General features: G+C 41.7%; 12 protein-coding genes. 6 read left to right on the forward strand and 6 right to left on the reverse strand.

Annotation, left to right across the window (positions count from 1 at the left end):
- Nucleotides 1-135: 135 nt before the first annotated feature.
- Nucleotides 136-4,065, reverse strand: a complete 3,930-nt coding sequence (locus MHN30_RS08500) for a hypothetical protein (RefSeq protein WP_239359231.1) — start codon at nt 4,063-4,065, stop codon at nt 136-138.
- 180 nt (nt 4,066-4,245) lie between these two features.
- Between MHN30_RS08500 and MHN30_RS08505 the strand changes: the two genes are divergently transcribed.
- Entirely contained in the window at nt 4,246-5,580 is a 1,335-nt protein-coding gene (locus tag MHN30_RS08505) for a dicarboxylate/amino acid:cation symporter (RefSeq protein WP_039497462.1), read from the forward strand.
- Nucleotides 5,581-5,888: 308 nt separating this feature from the next.
- On the opposite strand, the gene MHN30_RS08510 is transcribed toward MHN30_RS08505, so the two are convergent.
- The 3 genes from MHN30_RS08510 to MHN30_RS08520 all read right to left on the reverse strand — a co-directional run bounded on the left by MHN30_RS08510 (nt 5,889) and on the right by MHN30_RS08520 (nt 10,331).
- Nucleotides 5,889-8,555, reverse strand: coding sequence for a TonB-dependent receptor (locus MHN30_RS08510; protein ID WP_130164277.1), 2,667 nt, complete (start codon nt 8,553-8,555; stop codon nt 5,889-5,891).
- A 314-nt stretch (nt 8,556-8,869) separates the two neighbouring features.
- A complete protein-coding gene (locus MHN30_RS08515; protein WP_130164278.1) occupies nt 8,870-9,520 on the reverse strand; it encodes a DUF2987 domain-containing protein in 651 nt (216 codons plus the stop codon).
- On the reverse strand, nt 9,510-10,331 hold the full coding sequence (locus MHN30_RS08520; RefSeq protein ID WP_130164279.1) for a glucosaminidase domain-containing protein: 822 nt from the start codon (nt 10,329-10,331) through the stop codon (nt 9,510-9,512). The genes MHN30_RS08515 and MHN30_RS08520 overlap by 11 nt, the downstream gene beginning before the upstream one ends.
- A gap of 255 nt (nt 10,332-10,586) precedes the next feature.
- On the opposite strand from MHN30_RS08520, the gene MHN30_RS08525 reads away from it, so the two are divergent.
- Together MHN30_RS08525 and MHN30_RS08530 are read left to right on the forward strand one after the other, a co-directional pair.
- A complete protein-coding gene (locus MHN30_RS08525) occupies nt 10,587-11,882 on the forward strand; it encodes an anti-phage deoxyguanosine triphosphatase (protein ID WP_239359232.1) in 1,296 nt (431 codons plus the stop codon).
- Between the two features lie 143 nt (nt 11,883-12,025).
- Nucleotides 12,026-13,684 (forward strand): hypothetical protein, encoded by a 1,659-nt coding sequence (locus MHN30_RS08530; RefSeq protein WP_239359233.1) that lies wholly within the window; start codon nt 12,026-12,028, stop codon nt 13,682-13,684.
- An 8-nt stretch (nt 13,685-13,692) separates the two neighbouring features.
- Here the strand turns inward: MHN30_RS08530 and MHN30_RS08535 are convergent, their stop codons facing one another.
- Nucleotides 13,693-15,081 (reverse strand): HAMP domain-containing sensor histidine kinase, encoded by a 1,389-nt coding sequence (locus MHN30_RS08535; protein ID WP_069022344.1) that lies wholly within the window; start codon nt 15,079-15,081, stop codon nt 13,693-13,695.
- Entirely contained in the window at nt 15,078-15,755 is a 678-nt protein-coding gene (locus tag MHN30_RS08540; RefSeq protein WP_069022342.1) for a response regulator transcription factor, read from the reverse strand. Before MHN30_RS08540 ends, MHN30_RS08535 begins: the two co-directional genes overlap by 4 nt.
- 162 nt (nt 15,756-15,917) lie before the next feature.
- Between MHN30_RS08540 and MHN30_RS08545 the strand changes: the two genes are divergently transcribed.
- The 3 genes from MHN30_RS08545 (at nt 15,918) to MHN30_RS08555 (ending at nt 19,950) form a co-directional block, all read left to right on the forward strand.
- Nucleotides 15,918-17,861, forward strand: a complete 1,944-nt coding sequence (locus MHN30_RS08545) for an LTA synthase family protein (protein ID WP_239359234.1) — start codon at nt 15,918-15,920, stop codon at nt 17,859-17,861.
- 75 nt (nt 17,862-17,936) lie between these two features.
- Nucleotides 17,937-19,580, forward strand: coding sequence for a phosphoethanolamine--lipid A transferase (locus MHN30_RS08550; RefSeq protein WP_239359236.1), 1,644 nt, complete (start codon nt 17,937-17,939; stop codon nt 19,578-19,580).
- A complete protein-coding gene (locus MHN30_RS08555) occupies nt 19,570-19,950 on the forward strand; it encodes a diacylglycerol kinase (protein WP_010605037.1) in 381 nt (126 codons plus the stop codon). The genes MHN30_RS08550 and MHN30_RS08555 overlap by 11 nt, the downstream gene beginning before the upstream one ends.
- Nucleotides 19,951-20,010: the final 60 nt, after the last annotated feature.

The raw sequence follows: 20,010 nt of genomic DNA on the forward strand, positions 1-20,010 counted from the left end.
GATCACCGAATTATTATCCAATTTATGTACAATATTCAGCCAATTTAGGGACGCATTCATATATATAAGGTTAAGGCACGGGAATATAAAGGAATAGAAACAAAAATGCCAACCCGAAAGTTGGCATTTGTCATTTTATCCAGCGTCCAGTACGGTAATTTTTGGCCCTAAGGTTATCACCTTTGAATCGCTATCCCCTAACGGCGGAAAGGTAAGCCGCACACTTACTTGTCCTGATCTTGATTCATTTGGACTAGTTTCCGGTTTTATTGTAAAGCTAAAAGCATACGGCTTATCACTATTAGAACTTAATACTGTAGCAGACACATTCCCGCCATCAATTTCTCCATTAGTAGTAGAAACCGCAACCTCTGTTCCTGCAGGAGGATGATTACCAAACTCATCCGAAAGATATACGTACACAGTTACAGGTGTTCTATTCTCAGCCAAATTAAAGTCTACAGTAGATACGTCGCAAAATCCTGAGTTGCCAGAAGTTTCTAGCACCAATGCTGACGTACTTGTACAATCATCTGAGGCGACCGCAAAACGAACAAATGTGTCATCACCAGACATCACTATCTCCATTTGCCTAAATACATTTACAAGTTCTCTAGAGCACTCACCTCCTACTAATGCCGCTTCAGAGCAAAGCAGCCCATTATATAAACCGTCACCTTCGTAGCTACCATCACCGTTGGTGTCAAAGTCGAATAGACCATTATTATTACTATCAATCCATACGTCATCATGTCCACCTGTTGCACTCCCCAACGGAGAGCATGGATCCAGTTCCGCGTTGCTATCGCAGTCTTTTTTATCAAAACGACCATTTTCGTTTGTATCAATGAAAGCTTCTGTTAAGTCAAATTCAGGACGGTATTCCCCAACATCAAATTGGCCATTTCTACGAGCAATAATGACGTTACCATCTCCATCTAAAACTGATTCTTCATCTCTAAAACTTTCCTGTCCTTTCACATAAGCTAATAGACTCACTCGTCCACCCATTACCACTCGCCTTAGCGCTTCTGCAGAGCTATCAGCAGCCGAGGCATTTTTTTGTCTAAACATACCACCAATACAAGGTGCTGGGTTGCCAAAATAAGGGTCACAGTTCCAATTAGTATTGGACTGTCTAGCGGCTTCAGTCGTCAAAGACTCTCTTAAACGCGGAGCGACTCCTTCATGTGTAGTGGGATTTCCATCTATATCACCAATCCGATTTCCCCATTCATAACCATAGAATGGCCTATCTCCTTGACTCCTCCATACAACTGTACAACTCGCATTATCTGTTCTGCATTCATATGTATCAGTTGAATCTATACTTCCAATTGTACCTGCTTCAGATAGAATCGTCGCGGCAACACCATCGGCACTGAATTGATTAAATTGATCGCCAAACCTTAATGTTAAATTAGTAGTTACACCATCGTAATTTAACGCATTGGGGTTTAGAACGTCTGCCGATAAACTAAAGCTGTCTTGATCAGTAACGCCTGAGCTCAAGATCAGTTGAGAAGAAACACTGTAAACCTGCTCACTAAGAGGAATCACAAAAAATTCTTCATTGCCTTTTGGACAACGCTCATCAGAATTCGGATTAGTTTGACATTGAGAAGCTATTTCAGGCCAACAAGTTACATATTCTCCATGTTCATCGATAGTTGCCTGAGGTATCAAGCAGGCAGTTACAACTAACGGCCCAGGCACAACACCTGACTTGACTGTCGTTCTCACTATACCATTTGAGTTTGTGTTACCTGAAACTTGTGTTAGTCCGGCAACTCCTTGGTCGTCTGAAAGCTTAAAATCGACCCTAGCGCCAGCAATAGAACGGTTATCTTCATCTAGAAGCTTGAAACTAAGTACTGACTGAGTAGCTATACCCCCCTCCCCCGGAGGAAGCGCGATAAACCTCTCAAATCCATTTTCTTCAGGTAAAAATTGGATAGCTTGAGCTTCTGCATTTTCGATTACAATATCTTTAGTCTCAGTAATAGTTTGACTACCATTAACAATCACGACAGATATGATATCTTTCCCCGCACAGCCTTTTGCGGTGTACGTAGACTTAGCAATACCATTTGAAGTAGAAACTAATTCATCCAGTTCTGCCAATGCAGGAGTTTGACTACTACAAGATGAGCTAAACTCAACATCAATAGAACTGGTAACAGGATTCCCTTCTTGATCCGTTAATGTAACGACAATAACGGTACTTCCTCCTGCTTTTAAAGGAAAATAACCAGTTTGAGGGTTACTTGGTTCTATCTCCAAGCCATTTTTAATATCTACAAATAACTCCGCTACACCAATCGCAAAATTAAAGGAGTCTTGAACATTATTATGATCCAGCGAAGTTACCGTCACTTTACCAGCTCCACCTTGGGTTCCTGGCTGAAGCTTCAATAAGGCAATACCAAAATTATCCGTGATTGCCGTACCAGTGGCTGGTAATACCTGTCCAAGAGTTGATTCAGCTCTAACCAAGGACGCCTTGATTCCATCAGTTGATTGGTCGGATGTTACTTTAACAAAAATGTCCGCACTTTCATTTGAGCTAACCTGATTAACAATACGACATCCACCTGCAACAGGATCTAACTGGGCTTGCTCTCGAGAAGATTCCCAGCCATCGTCGCAATCGACAATAAGGCTAGATTCAACTTTTATTTTATTATTTGCGTTATCACCTTCAGACGAAAAATTAAGCACTTGAGCAACACTCTCGTCACCTTCCGAAAAGCGCGCGATTAACTGGCCTGCACCTGCTGAAGAAGTGACTTGCATAGTTATTTCTGCTACCCCTTGGGTATCCGTAAGAACCCGACCAGATGAAGGAACAAGTGTCGCAAAACCATCCGATTCAAAAGTGATAATTTTATTTACTAACGCAGCATTATCTTTAGTCAGTCTGGCGCTTACAATTAATGGAGAACCAGCCGATAACTCTCGGCTTTCTTGCCCTTGTTCAGTCTTAGCACTCAATATAATAGCTAATTCAGAAGTTGCTCCTTCAGATATAAAGTTAAAGTACTGATTTGCTGCACCTTGACCCTCTTCATAAGTTACCATAATGCGGCCAGCACCAACTAACTCACTTGCTGTAAGTGTCACCTGAGCTTTGCCTTGTTGGTCAGTTAATAGAAAACCTGATTTTGGTTCAATAATACCAAAATCATCAACTTGAAATTGCAAACGTTCATTAACCAATGGTGCTCCCTCAAAGGTCAACTTGGCTATCACCACTAACGGAGAGTTTTTACCTAAGACATTACTCACATCACCATCTAAATTAACTGCCGATATGGTAACTTGATAAGGATTAGAAGAATCATCTCCCCCGTCACCGACAGAGGTAAAGTTGAACTCAACAGTTTTAACGATGCCGTCAGATTCATATGTTGCGCTAAGCTGACCCGCTCCAGCGATACTCGTTGCAATCAAGGTGACACTGGCAATGCCTTCGTCGTTAGTGAGTACAGCTCCCGACTCTGGCAACATAGTTGCAACCTGATCGACCTGAAAAACAACTCTTGCACCTTCTACGATATTACCGTTTTCTTTAACTATAATATCGACTTTTAACGGGACGGCTCGTGATAACCTATTGTTTTCAGACTGTGTCGAATCAATTTTCAGTTCAATCAATCCCTCAGAAACAAAAGTCAATTCTTTTGACAGGGTTGTATCTCCCTGATTATAACTTGCAGTTAAAACTCCCTGACCTTCGGCTGCAGTTGCTTGAAGCGTCACTTTAGCTTTCCCATCTACATCAGTTGTCACTGTTACCGACGAGGAAGAATCAATCAGTGAAAAAGCATCCGTTTCAAAAGTGACTATTGCACCTGAAATAGGCTCTCCATTATTGGTTAACGTTGCAATGGCTATTAGTTCATTTGAAGGTGATAAGCTGTTCGTCTCACCTATAAAGCCAAGGGTTAAAGAAAAGCCGCCTCCAGTATTGTCACCACCATTATCTGTATCTTTTTGGATACTGCCGCCGCCACCGCACGCGGTCAGTAAGAATGCTAGCATCAGTATGCTAAAATAGCGCATCAAGGGCATTCACCTATCTCCCTAGCTAAGTTAATTTTATTATTGTTCAATAGTAACTCAATTTTAGCGATAAAATCACAATTTTTTATTAGATTAGGTAGATTTTCTGTCGTGAAATGCTGTTCATCTGCGCTAAGCCTGTTAAGCTTTAGCAGTTTTAAGATACATAGTGTTAGGACAATGTCAGAAAATCAAAAAATGGGCCTAACGGCGCGCATTATGATAGGCATGGTGTTGGGTGTTGTATTAGGCCTCACTCTTCAAGCCATCCTAGGTAAGAATAAAGAAATACTCATTCCTTTAGGTCTCTTTGACCTTCCCATTAAAGGTTTTTTCGTTGACGGTTTATTCCACATAGGTGGGCAAATCTTCATTGCAAGCTTAAAAATGCTTGTTGTTCCTTTGGTGTTTATTTCCCTTGTATGTGGCACATGTAGCCTTAGTGACCCAAAGAAATTAGGCCGCTTGGGTGGTAAATCCATTGGTTTGTATCTCATTACAACAGCAATCGCAATCACGGTTGCAATCACGCTCGCACTACTCATTGCACCGGGCGGTGGCGTTGAAATTCCAAGCAGCGCGTCATTTGACGCAAAGCAAGCACCAACACTTGTGCAAGTCATAATCAACATGTTCCCAACCAACCCAATTGATGCGATGGCCAATGGTAACATGCTTCAAATCATCGTCTTTGCGCTGCTATTTGGTATTGCTATGGCATTAAGCGGAGACGCTGGTGCTCGCCTAGCAACCGTATTTGAAGATCTCAATACAGTGGTGCTTAAGCTAGTGACTTTATTAATGAATGTCGCTCCATATGGCGTATTTTGTTTGATGGCTAAGTTGTTTACAACCATCGACATGGGGTTAATCGCCGAGCTCGGCAAATACTTTATGGTGGTGCTGGCAGCGCTGCTAATTCATGCATTCATTAACTATTCAATCTTATTTAAGCTATTGACGGGCTTGAGTCCAATCATCTTCCTGAAGAAGATGAAAGACGCGTGTATGTTTGCCTTTAGTACTTCAAGTTCAAGTGCGACTATGCCTGTAACATTAGAGACTGCGACTAAGAAGCTAGGTGCACATAACTCAGTCGCTTCTTTCACAATCCCTCTGGGTGCAACCATTAATATGGATGGCACAGCTATTATGCAAGGTGTTGCAACAGTCTTCATCGCTCAGGTATTTGGTGTAGATCTCACCATCAATGACTATCTCATGGTTATCTTGACTGCTACTCTTGCCTCTGTTGGTACGGCAGGTGTGCCTGGTGTTGGCTTGATCATGCTTGCAATGGTGCTTAACCAAGTTGGATTGCCAGTTGAAGGTATCGCGCTTATCATTGGTGTAGACAGACTGTTAGATATGACAAGAACAGCCGTTAATATAACAGGTGACTGTATGGTTACTTGCGTTGTCGCTAAGTCTGAAAACGAATTTGATATTGATGTTTTCAACGACCCTGATGCTGCAAAAGAACTGGAAGAAACCACTTCTAAAGCAAAAGCGTAAATATCAATAACGCAGCTAATTATAATAGCTGCGTTATTCTCCTCAATAAGCTAACTCAATACTCTCCTAGCGACATATCTGCTATCCATACCCTTTTCTTCATTGCCATTTTTTCCTAGGTACAGAATAAGATTAAGCAGAAGATTCTCCGTGCCTATGCATATGAGTACTTTAGTTATTGCAGGATTTGGACATGGAGTTACCGGTAAGTCTCTCCATCTCAAAGCTAGGCCACTTAATTAAGCGAATTGGTACAAGAAAAAACCGCGCTATAAAGCGCGGCTTTCATCTTAATAAACGTTAATATATTAGAATTGGTATGCAAACTTCACGTATGCTTGACGACCAAGGATACTGTGCGTTTTATTGTCAATTCCCATAGACTCTGAAGGAGCAAGCGGCGCTTCCTCATTAAACAAGTTAGACGCACCAAGCGTTACTGTCAGCTTTTCTACGCCAATATAACTGACGCTTGTATCAACGGTAGTCCATGAATCAATCTCATATTTATTGCCATCACTATCGGCAAGGTCTTTATACGAATCGACATAGTTTACGCTGATATTTGCAAGCCAATCATTCTTGGCCCAGTCCATGCCTGCGGTCCAACGGAACTGTGGATGCTGGTATTCTCCATTGAGATCTTCTGCAACATTGAATGTGTTACCTTGATCGTCACTTTCAAATGATTGCTCTTCAAAGTTAAGTGCGTAAGTTAAGTTATAATTGAACTTAAATTCACCCATTTCACGAGTAGTTAACGCGTAGGCTAAGTTAACATCGAAACCGTCTGTTTCACGACCACCAATATTAACAAAGGTGTCGTTAATGGTGAGAATACGGCCAAGTGTGCTGCCCTGATTCGGTGCACGAACAACTAAATTAGGATCAGTGCCACAACAATCAACTAACTTCTGTGCACCTATCTTCTTGATAAGATCTTCTTGATCATAGTTCCAGTAATCCACACCGATACTAAAGTCATCGGTCGCTTGCCACACAACACCTAAGTTGTAGTTTTCTGACTCTTCTGGTTGTAGATTTTTGTTACCAGACACAATCGCAGTGTATTCATACGGGCTACAATCATCATCAGCGCCAGTTTGGCGACAACGCTCGCGGTCTATCACGCTTGGAGATTCGTCTGTTCTACCTAGATGTAGCTGAACAAGAGAAGGTGCTCTAAATGCGGTACCCCAAGAACCACGAACCACAAGGCTATCAAGTGGTGACCAGCGGAATGCTACTTTTGGATCGGTTGTTGTTCCAAAGTCACTATAATCTTCATAACGCAATGCTAATTGTAGCTCTAGCGTATCTAGCACTGGTACGCTAAATTCTGCGAATAGTGCAGTATTGTCGCGATCACCGTTCGCTTGCGTCGCTTCTGTACCAAAGATTTCGCCTCTGATGTATTGACTATCTGGGTTATCTTCGATTTTCTCGTAGCGATGTTCGAAACCAAACGCTGCAGCAACGTAGCCTGCACCCAATTCAAACAGTTCGCCTGAAATGGTACCGTCTAATGATTGCATGGTTGATGCACCATAACGCGTAGTCGTGGTCTCAAAAAACGCCAGACCTGCTTCTGTATTGGTGCTTGGTTCAAATGGGTTCCAAAGGCCTTCATCAATCGCTTGCTGCGCTCTTAACTTATTAGGGAAACCATCAAAACCCTTTTCAACTGCACTTGAACGAATTGCTGAGTAGGCAACTTCCCAAGACCACGCATTCCACTCACCACGAGCACCGAGGACGGCGCGGTAGTATTCAGAATCAACATCTTTTTTACGGTTACCGATATCAACCGTACGACGACGCATTGAAATATCTACACCATGTAAGAAATGGTCTGGATCGTTAAATAATGGATGGTTTGGGTTATCACCATCCATAAATAGTTCTGTAAAGCTTGGACTACCTGCACCTTGAATGAAAGTTGTAGAGTGCTGTGCCGAAATTTCTGCAAAACCTTCAATACCGTCGGTGATTTCTTGTACACCGTTATAGTTAAAGCTAATACGCTCTGTCGATGGAATTGCGGTCATGTGTGGCGCGTAGTCGTAGCGACAAATATCACCAATATCTAAAGCAGGATCGCATTTATCATTACCCCATACGTCCGTAAAGATAGTCTGTCTTACCTGAGTGCCATCGTCTTCAACACGAACTACAGGTAATCTCGCCCACTGCTCGTCTGTTAACATGCTTCTCATCACTTCAACACTACCAGGAACACCAGCAGAACTTAATGAGTTATTACCACCACGAAAACGCTGATCAGCAGATGCCGTATAGTCACGATCTGCATACGTTAAGTGACCACGTTTGAAATAATCGAGTGAGAAATTATGGTGGCCATTTTGTGTTGACGACCCCCAAAGAAGAGTAAAGTTTTGTTCTTCGGCACCACCATCTGCGGTGTCTGAGATTTTACCTGCAACTTCAAAACCGTCGATATCATCACGAAGAATGATGTTAATAACACCCGCTACCGCATCAGAACCATAAGTTGCAGAGGCACCATCTTTTAGAATATCTATACGTTTAACCGATGACACCGGAATGGTATTTAAGTCCACAAATGATGTTTCGATATCTTTTGCAAATGGGCTAACCGCAACGCGGCGGCCATTGATTAATACAAGCGTCGATGACGCCCCTAACCCTCTTAGAGCAACACTAGAGCCACCATTTGCTGTGTCATCGCTGGAGTTACCTTGCGTACTAAAAGTACCAGTACCCGATACCGGCAGCTTTTGCAACGCGCCAATAAGGTCCGTTGATCCCGTTGAAGCTAGATCAGCAGCTGATAAACTTTGGATTGGTGACGGGCCTTCTAAATCTGTTCTTTTAATGTGAGAACCGGTCACTTCAATACGTTCAACTTGCTTCGTTTCTTCAGCCTTAACTTGTTGATTCATGCCGATTAAAACGGCAATAGAGAGCGCACTGAGTGGTAATTTATAGGTCATCCTGTTTCCCCTTAAGTTGATAATTACACTGTAGTTTTTTTAATAATCCAGCCATTATTAGCATACCGAAGCAACTTTAACAATGCATTTATTTAACATTAAGTTTCCATTTTGGGGGTCTAATGGCAGAAATTCACGACGAATAGATATCGCTGTTTGCCGGTATGAATTATTGTCAAAAGAAGGATTAAAGGTGATGAGAGAGGGTTTTATCTGTAAGAAATGCAAGGGTGAAGTAACGTCTAACGAATTTCGTTAGTCTGAATAGCTCCGACTAAAGTCTATAGACGTTACTTTATATTATGATGGGCTAATTATAGTGCCAGCCAAGGTTGCACTGACTTCACATTAACAGAGTCTGCAAAATGTGTGTTGTCGTTTGACCACGTCTTCGGGACGCTGATTTGACAGACTTGCGACTCACACTTCATTGTAGCGTCGGTGACAGTTTGACTTTTACCAAAGGTCACAATAACCCCTTGTTGCTCAGGCAGCAAAAATGACAGTAAGTTTTTAATAAAAAAGCCAGAGAGATCAGCCAGTAGCTCTTCAAATTCCTGTTGCATTTTATAAAGGTCAGCTTTGCGCAAAGATGTCGTGTTAAATAACTCAGCTTCAATCTGCATTTTTAGCTGGCAGTCCGAGTTTGTGCCCTTTGTTTCAATCACTACTTTTGCTTTGTCTTTGTCCAACTCTTTATCAAATGGCAGCAATAGCTGCGCTTCATCAGTGTACGACAATGGAAAGCTCGCTTCCTCGGTCACAATATTACCCGTCGTGATTTTACAGGCTTGCATACTCACTGTATCAACAAGGTAAAAACCCACACGTGCAAACTCAAACTCGCCTTTACTTACCACTTTTAGCCTGTCGTAAAAGCTGTCATATGCAAAGGTGAATGTTTTAGCTGAGGCTATCGCACTCCAAAGTGCCATTATCAGGACAAGTACAATCTTACTCTTCATCAAAATACGCTCGGTTATGCCTTATCATATCGTTAAGTTCGTTCACGTAGTCCTCACCACGCTCTGAATAACTCAAAAGACCACTGGTTAATACTGTCGCGTCAATCGGCGCTTTTTGAGCTCGCAGCTCTGCTCGTACCGAACGCAACTCCCTGTATGCATCATTGGTGTTAATATTTCTAAAGTATGACTTGACCGCGGCTCTTACCGACTGAAATGCTCTAACTTCGTGATCGGCCGCATCTTCTCGCCGCTTCGGCACCATACCGCAGCCTTTGGTGTAACACCATTGACCAAAAAAGTTTAACCCAATTCGTGCAAACCGTGACGTACCCCAAGCAGATTCATTAGCAGCCTGCATCAGCGCCAGCTCTTTAGGAATAATATCCACTCGGCGCAATGCTCTTTTGAGCGAAGATTCATTAATGGCTTCACCTTTTAAATCATACTTTGTGAAAATCATCGCAATCTTTTCTATTTGTTTGCGTGTTAGGGTTTCATCAAATTGCACCATCATCAGAGCGATTTCAAGCGTTGCCCGTTGCTCTAAGATCTGTTTATTTTCGGCTTCTACGTGCGGTTTAATAAAGTCGAAAAACGCCGTTTTCTTTTCCTTAATGTCACGAATGTCTGAGAAATTGGGTAGCTTTACGCTATGGAGTGGCTTTTCCGGCACCTTAGGTACAACCTCTGCACCCGTACCCTCTTGATCTAAAGTAGAATCTTGAGAACTTTCATCTTGGATAAAAGGATAAATTAACGCCCAAATGGTCACCAGGGCAACAATGAGTTTAATCAGTTTAGCTTGCATACTTCTCCTCGCAGTGGCGTTGTTCTGGAAACGGAGTCTCTTTCCCTAAGTCTCTAAGAACTTTTCTCAAGCCCGCTCAATAACAGTTTTATTCTGTTACTATAGTTTGATAGAGCGTTGATAAATTGCGCCAAAATAACAGTATTCAAAAATAGCGGCTGATAATATCAAAAGCCGCAATTAAACGCGAATTTTCGTTCAGTTATCGTACATAGTTTAGACGAATTTAAGGTATAAAGAAAAAGGAACAGAAGTATGACGTCTAACGCTTGGCAGCAGCGTCTGCTATCGCAGCAAAAAAACCGCCCTAACGACAATCGCTCAGCATGGCAAATAGATCGTTCTAGGATCATACATGCCGCGGCTTTTAGGCGCTTGCAAGCCAAAACCCAAATTATGGCAATCGGCGTCAACGACTTTTATCGGACTCGCCTAACACACTCTTTGGAAGTATCGCAAATAGGCAGCGGTCTACTACGCCATTTAAGAAAACAACACCCTGAATTTGAACACTTTCCTTCGACAAGTCTTATTGAAACTTTGTGCCTAGCGCATGATATCGGTCACCCGCCTTTTGGCCATGGCGGAGAAATCGCGCTTAATTACCTTATGCGTGCTCACGGAGGGTTTGAAGGAAACGCCCAAACCTTGCGCATTGTCACCAAATTGGAACCATACACTAAAGGCTATGGCATGAATTTAACACGCCGTACCTTACTAGGTTTTATTAAATATCCTGCATTAATCGACACACTTTGGTATCACCAACCAACGCAAACACAAAGTCGAAAATACATATTGTCCAGTGATTGGCTGCCTGCAAAAGGCATTTATCAATGCGACCAATCGGTATTTGATTGGATCCTCTCGCCATTTTCTCAAAACGACCAAATAAAGCTGCAAGAAACCGAGGTGAAAGACACCTTCCGTCGCAAGACAAAGTTTAAATCGTTAGATTGCGCCATTATGGAATATGCCGATGATATCGCCTATGCAGTTCATGATTTAGAAGATGCGATAGCTACCGAGACCCTTAACGAGGCAGCATGGCATGATTTTGCTCTGCCTGAATTGCAAAAGTTAGACTCACCTTGGTTAAAGCACAACTTACAACGCGTAAGCGAGAGTTTATTTTCAGAAGATGAATCTAATCGAAAAGATACCATAGGTGAACTCGTCAACCTGTTTATTGTGCATTGTAAACTCACCGTTCAAGACTCAGATTTTGACTCCGCCCTACTTCATTTTACCGTTGAGATGGCACCCGAATTTCAGGAAATCCTGCAAGTATTAAAAGTGTTCGTATATCGAAGATTAATTCGTGAACCTAAAATGCAGCAAATTGAGTTTAGTGGTCAAAACCTGCTTATTGATTTATTTGAAGTTTTTGCCAGTGACCCCATGCGATTGTTGCCGTATACAACCCAAACATTGTACCAGCAAGCAACCGATGAAACGCAGCAAATGCGCGTGTTAGCGGACTATCTTGGTGGCATGTCTGATGAGTATGCACGAAAAACGCATCGACGCTTATTTACCGGGGAACTGTAAACTCTGTTCGTAGAGGCAAAACTCAATCATGAAAAATTCGCATACATTGGCGATTAATTCATTCTTTAATTTTTCTTAAGCCTTTCTTAAGTATCGGCATATATGTTTTCAACGTAGCTTGATATTTTTCAGTTGGAGCATATATGCCAGCCAAAACCGTTGCGGTATTCGTGTTAGTCACTTCAATCACTCCTGCGTTTGCTGGTGACCCATTTAGCATCGACGCCCTTTGCAATAATAAAGCTGAACATAGTAATAAAATGGCTCGACAGACAGATAAAGCAAGTCAAGAGAAAAACATCAAGATTGAGTCTATCGAAATAAACTCAAACCCTATTTTTAACCCAGACGACCCAGAAACGACCTCTTTCCATGACTTCGTAAACTGGCTGCATATAGAAACCCGAGATGCGACTATCGCTTCTCAACTCCCTTTTCAGGCTGGTGACCTAGTCAGCGAGGCCGATATTTTAGAGGCTGAGCGGATCTTGCGTGCTAAAAAATACATCAGAGAGGCGAAAATTAACTATGTCAAGCCATGCAGCAGTGCCGAGCCACAGAAAATATCAGTGCAAACGTGGGACACCTGGAGTTTGCTGCCCAGTGTAAACTTTGGCCGAAGTAGTGGAAACAATAAGTTAAGTTTGGGGTTTAAAGAAGAAAACTTGTTAGGGTATGGCGTTAGGGCATCCGTAAAATACAAATCTGACCATGAACGTTCCGGTTACCATACCGTATTGCAAATGCCTGCGCCATGGCAACCACATGCCATGATAACGGTGCAAGCAGATGATTATGATGACGGTCAAATATTTATGGCTGACATTTATCAACCTTTCTATCAGCGCTCCAGCTCTTTGTTATATAGAGCTTATATTAATGCACAAGACCAAACGACTTCTATCTATCATAACGGTCAAACAGAAAGTCAGTTTCGATCTAATGGTACATCTGCGCAATTTGCTTATGGCCGTTTATGGCAGCAAACCAACACCACCACACTTAGGTGGATAGCTGGTGTCGATTACCAAGATGTCAGCTATGACGAGCCAAACTTAGCCATAAGGGATAACCTTTATGACTTCAAATTGTTAGCGCCTTGGATTAGCCTTCAATATATCGAAGATAATTATATCGTGCTGCAGGACGTAGACTTAATCAATCACAGTGAAGATTTCAACCTCGGATGGTCACTTGCGGCCAAAGCAGGTATTGATACCGAAGCGGATGGAGTTGGCTCAATTTGGGAGTTTTCAGCCAATAAAGCATGGCTATTTAATGATGATGTCTTATACCGATTTAAAGCATCAACCAATGCCCAAATCGGCACGCAGCAAGGTGATAGAGTATGGTCTACTCTCGCTGCAAAGGTAAATTATCGCTGGAGCGATAGTTTTGCTTTTTATGCTGATGTCATTGCTGCGTGGCAAAACAAGGAATTTGCCGAGCGTCCTCTTGCTCTCGGTGGAGAAGAAGGGCTCCGAGGCTTCCCACAAAGCTATCAACAAGGTACACAAACTGTCAAATCTTCATTCGAACTCCGTATGTACCCTAACATTAATATTTATCAGCTTGTTGATTTAGGATTCGTTGGCTTTGTTGATATGGGAAAAGCATCCGGGAATATACAACATCCTAATATAAGCAATAAAATGCTAGGTAGTGTAGGGCTCGGAGTTCGTTTATATTCCGCCCGTTCAAGTAACGAAAACGTAGTGCATATAGACTTTACTAAACCATTAGGTAACTATCCTGAAGTTGACAGCTGGGAACTTGGTTTATCAGTGGAAACTCACTTTTAAATAGCGCTTCAAAGGGTCAATGTAAAGGTGATGGTGCTCGCTTCCAACGCAACAGTGAGTTCCGCGTCAATGGCTTCAGCAAAGGCCCTAGCAATAGGTAAGCCCAAGCCAAAGCAATCATTCGCGCTTCTCGATTGGTCGCTTTGCCATAGTGGTTCAAATAACTGTGCTAAATTCACGTTTTCGAGCTCGCCGGAAACCTGATTGCTCACTCGAACATTTATCCCATTTGTCGCCCCCTTTTCAACAACGATAAGTGCTTCGGAACCCAGTACACGGTGACGCTTGGCATTTTTTAGTAAGTTACCAATGATGCTCTCAACTGCCATTAAGTTGGTCTGAATTGGACATTCGGAGCAAGTTGTCTGAATCTCAACATTATCAAATGCTATCTCACCAATCGAACGGTTGACGACTTGCAATACATCAACAACATCTTCTTTAGGTAGCTTTATCTGCTCGTATTTATGTAACAACATTACGTTGGTGACGATGTTTTTCATCCGCTGACTTATTCTTAATACTTCTGGCACAAAGTCATCCGTCAATTCATTGTCTTCCGGGAAACGTGAAATGACTTCCGCCAAATTAATGAGTTCCGTAATGGGCGTTTTTAGTTCGTGCGAAATATCTGAGGTTAAGCGCTTTTCTCGCAAGTACAGTTGTCTGTTTTCAACGATAAAACGGTTTAAGCTTTGCTCGACGGGTAATAGCTCAGAGACTGGCTTTTCTAATATTATGGTGTCTGAATCTTTAGAGAAATTTAGTTTGGCTATCTGAGCGTTCATGCTATTCAACGGCGCGAGACCAACATCGACCGTTTTACGCACAAAGACACGAATAAACACCACAACACATACGATAGTCACGATAAAAACGATATCAATGAGCCAAAGAATAAAGTCCAGCCCCTCCGACGAGGCCGCATAGGCAATAACAAGTTCGTCGTCAAAAGATTTTTTTTCCCCTTTTAGGGTATGGATCTGCGGAATAAAACGGGTATATATGATCCGTCCCGCACGACCATCTGGCAGGGTTTCATTTACCACTTTGCTCTCGCCAAGTGATAACGACAAATAAGGTAACTCGTGTTGCGAAAAAAGATCTAAACTGTCAGAGCGTGCAAAAACTCGGTCGTTCAACCAGATTTGATAATATTCGGGCTCGATATTGCCAGTAAATTCAGGTAAAAACTCACCGGAAAAGTGCAGTTCAAGATGATCTTCATCTTCAGAGACTAACGTCATCAGCATGCCAACTTTTGTATGCATCGCTTTGTCGAATTGTGAGTCAATCCAAGAGTCAACAGCCAAATCTGTGGCGAGTAAAATGGCGACTACAACACCTGTGATGGTAATTGATAATGTGCTAACTAAGTTCCCTCGGATCGACTTCATGGTAGTTGCTCAACATAATATCCAAACCCGCGTTTAGTTTTAACTGGCAAGCATTGACCCAACGCTTTGACCTTTTTGCGTAGCGAAGAAAGGTGAGCTTCGATGGCATTTTTCGACACACTATCGAAATTGCCGGTAATATAAGTGCTCAATTTTTCTGGTGTTATAATCTTATTTTGATTAGTAAACAAACATTCCAAAATTTTATACTCATTGGGTGTTAAGTCTATTTGCTGCCCTGCAATTAACGCCGACTTTAGCTGCAAGTCAATGGTCAAAAAGCCATGCACGATTTCATCACCATCTTGTTTAAATGCCCCTCTTCTCATTAGCGTTAATAGCCGTGCATGCAGCTCATCAAACGAAAAGGGCTTGGCGAGATAGTCGTCTGCACCACTTAATAAACCCAGCACTCGGTCTTCAGGTTGTGACTTTGCTGACAACACCAACACTCGAGTGTCATTCTTCTGCTGTCTTAGCGCTTTAAGCACACTTATGCCATCCAAACTGGGCAACATAATATCTAAAATAATTACATCATAGTGATCCATCAGCGCCATACTCAAACCGCTAGAACCATCCGCCGTATCATCTACCGTAAAACCCAGTTTAGAGAGCCCTAAGGTTAAGCTGCGACGCAAGGACTCAGAATCTTCAATCAGTAACACATTCATAAATAAACCTTCGGCTAGTGCTTAATATCACATAGCTTAGTTGCTCAAACTTAAGATTCGCTAAAGAGAACTTCAACTTTCATCAATTCCGAAGGATTTCCTAAGCTTTTCTTAAGTTTCGTCGGATAGTCTTGTGATAAATGCAACTATTCTTAACACTCTATGAACAAAGTACACTTTTCAACTCCTTATGCACAACCTTTCATGGTATTTTTCTTGTCCTTGTTGGTGATTTTGACGCTTAGCCGTTTAGGACTATCAGCTTGGATGTTAGAGAGAATGGCAGGCTCTGATCCTTTGACCTTTGTGATATCAGGCCTGCGAGTTGATTTGAGTACTACCGCTTATCTCGCAATACCGCTCTTATTGTTAATGGTCACACACTATTTTATGCCTAAACCATTGAAGCCTTTACTTACGGCGCTAGTAACGGGGTATATTGCGTTGGGTATTGCATTTGTCCTACTACTTGAAGCTGCAACTCCTGCATTTATTTTGCAATACGACATCAGACCAAACCGTTTATTTATTGAGTATCTGATTTACCCCAAAGAAGTCATGTCAATGTTGTTGAGTGGTCACTTGGGCACAGTGATATTGACCCTACTTTTATGTACTTTAGCTTTAATAACCACCTTGAGATATTTTCCTCGCATTGGCAACGATGTGCCATTAAAACGGAATATGGCTATCTCTACTTTTTGTAGTCTAATCTGTTTAGCGCTATTAGCGAGAGGTACTCTGGGTCATAGACCACTAAACCCTGCTACCGTCTACTTCTCACAAGACGCATTGGTTAATTCGTTGACCATCAACTCTGCTTATAGTGTTGCGTTTGCAGCAAAAAATATGGGCAGCGAAAAAAGTGCCAGTGCGCTTTATGGTTCGCTATCCAAAAAAAAGGTTTTTGATACAGTAAGAAAAGCAAGTTACAAACAAGGTTTTATCTCAAATACACTTCCTACCCTAGCCACTAATCCGGCATACCATCAGGGTAAAAAGAAAAATTTAGTGATTATCTTGGAAGAAAGCTTAGGCGCGCGTTTTGTAAGCTCGCTAGGGGGAGCAAATCTAACCCCAGAGTTAGATAAACTGTATCGAGAAGGCTGGGGGCTGGAGAACCTCTACGCAACGGGCACCCGATCGGTTCGTGGAATTGAAGCCGTGATCACCGGCTTTGTACCTTCACCGTCACGCTCCGTCGTTAAGCTTTCAAAGTCTCAGCAACAGTTTTGTACGTTGGCGGATATTTTAGCCAAAGAAAACTATACCACACAGTTTATTTACGGTGGCGAAAGCCACTTCGATAACATGAAAAGCTTCTTCTTAGGAAATGGCTTTCAACGTATCGTTGACTTTGATGATATTGAAAACCCAGAATTTGTTGCGTCTTGGGGCGCCAGCGACGAAGATCTGTTTAATCAAGCGGATAAAGAACTAACTCAGCTGAGTGAAGAAGAAAAGCCATTTTTTAGTTTGATCTTTACATCTAGCAATCACGACCCGTTTGAAATTCCTGACGGAAAAGTAATGTTACCAACAAATCATAAAAGTGATAAACCTGCGCGAGATCTCGCTATCAAGTACGCCGACTATGCGCTCGGAAAGTTTATTGATAAGGCCAAGCAAAGCCGATATTGGCAAGATACTATCTTTTTAGTCGTTGCAGATCATGATGTCAGGGTGTATGGATCCGAGCCCGTCCCTATTAAGTCTTTTCATATTCCAGCCGTTATTTTGAATTCAGGCTTTAATCAGAAACAAGATAAAAGGTTGGTCAGTCAAATTGATTTACCTGTCACTTTGCTTTCTTTAGTAGGGGTTGAACGCCCAACGCCTATGCTTGGTTTTGACTTAACCAAACAATATCCCGTGCAAAGAGCGATGATGCAATATTACGATAATTTTGCCTACATTGAAGATGACAAAGCCGCCATTTTGATGCCAGGCAACAAAGTGAGTTATTGGCAATATGACACGGCGACTAAGATGCAAAAACCACTGGTGAATACAACGCACGCCATTGATTTGAAAGAAAAAGCACTATCTCATGTATTATTTAGTAATTTGGCCTATCAGGAGCAAATTTATCGATTAAAAGAGTAAAGCATAAGGTTGTCTTAAGTATTTCTATAGAAAATAAAGATAACTTAGTTTTTATTTTCTCATCAGGAGTTGGATATGTTTAAATTTTTAAAACATATCTCCCCATCAGGCTATACCAGCCTGATGGTTCTCGCCACCCTTTATTGTACCTTTGCTTTTAATAGCCTATTTTTTATCAAAGTATTTAATGTTGCTACAATACAGGACTGGTCCGATTGGCTATTTTTAGCGTCTGTCCCTATTCTTTTATTTTTCCTGACACTGTTACTATTTAGTTGGCTTTCTTTAATCACCTTCGTACGGCCTTTTCTATTCATTACCATTGTGTTATCTAGCGTGTTGCTATACGCATCAATAAACTACGGCGTCATATTTGATAAAAGCATGATGCAAAATATTATTGAAACAGACACAGGTGAAGCATTTTCATATTTAAATATAAATCTAGTTCTTTTCGTACTAACTTTGGGTTTAATTCCTGCTTATTTAATGACAAAAAACAAAATCAGGCAGCCACTAAAGCAAAGACTAAAATCCTTTATTCTCATTAATTTTGTTTCAATAACCTTCATCTCTTTGATAGCATTTAGCTTTTATCAAAACTATGCTTCCGTTGGTAGAAACAATAAAGAAGTCGCAAGCTATATCACGCCATTTTCATTTTATATTGCAGGATATAAATACCTGAGAGATAACTATTTTTATCCTCCATTACCATTTCGATTACTAGATAAAACACCTGCTTTAGCTTCCAAGTCAGGTGCTAATATTACCGTTGTCGTCGTTGGTGAAACTGCACGTGCAAGCAACTTTTCACACGGAGGCTATAAAATAGATACTAACGAATACACTAAACAGGACGGCATCAAATATTTCAGTAAAATGTCATCTTGTGGCACAGCGACAGCAATTTCAGTACCCTGTATGTTTTCACGGCTAGATAGAGCACATTACAATAGCCGTCTTGCTCAGAGCCAAGATAACGTGCTTGATGTGATCCACAGGGCTGGCGCCGAAGTGTTTTGGATAGACAATAATAGTAGTTGTAAAGGTGTATGTAATCGGGTTGAGAATTACCGGATTGATACTAACAAGGATAACCCGCTGTGCGACGGTAAGTATTGCTTTGATGAGGTACTAATCCCATCACTTATGACTACCATAAACAACGCGCAAACAAGCAATATTGTTGTTGTCTTACATATGATTGGCTCGCATGGCCCAACTTATTACCGCCGCTACCCTAAAACGCAGCAAAAATTCCTCCCAGATTGCCAACGTAGCGATATCCAAAATTGTACGCCTCAAGAATTAGTGAACACCTATGACAATACCATTGCTTACACAGATTTAGTGTTGCACAAAATCATTACACAACTGTCTTCGTTAGACGCAGAAACTGTCAACATGCTCTATGTTTCCGATCATGGCGAATCACTTGGTGAAACCGGATTATATTTACATGGCTTTCCATATCGTCTAGCACCTAAAGAGCAAACTCAGATCCCGATGATTTACTGGAGTAATCGCCTAACAAATAAAAGCTATAGTGGTTGCATTGACGCTGTAAAACAGCAACCCCTTTCTCATGACAATATCTACGATACGTTACTTGGCTTAACCCAAGTTAATTCGAAAACCTATCAGTCCAAAAATGACATATTCGCAACCTGTCGAACTCAATTACTCGCAACTAATGGAGAAACTAATGCATTTTGATAACACCAATAAGCCAACTGGAGCAAAACGACTATTGCTGGCGCTTGGACACTCATTTAGAGCGTTTAATTGGCTCACAAAAAATGAATCCGCCTTTCGGCAGGAGCTTATTCTACTGCTGGTTACTATCATTTTGCTGTTTACACTTGAACTTTCACTCTATGAGCGCGTTATGCTGTTTTGTGCAACGCTGTTTGTGATGTTTGCAGAGATAGTAAATACCGCTATTGAAGCAACAATTGATAGAGTCGGTTTAGAAATCCATCCACTGTCGGGGCTTGCCAAGGACTTGGGCTCTGCAGGCGTATTGATCGCACTTATCGTTTTTATCTGCATCTGGGGCAGCTGTTTATATCAAAACCTCTACTAGCAATTAATGGCCAATGATGCTTATGTTTGGATGAGAGAAGCCAAACATAAGCTTTAGCGC

Origin of the sequence: Pseudoalteromonas sp. OF7H-1 (assembly GCF_022347825.1) — a bacterium.
Classification (GTDB): domain Bacteria; phylum Pseudomonadota; class Gammaproteobacteria; order Enterobacterales; family Alteromonadaceae; genus Pseudoalteromonas; species Pseudoalteromonas maricaloris.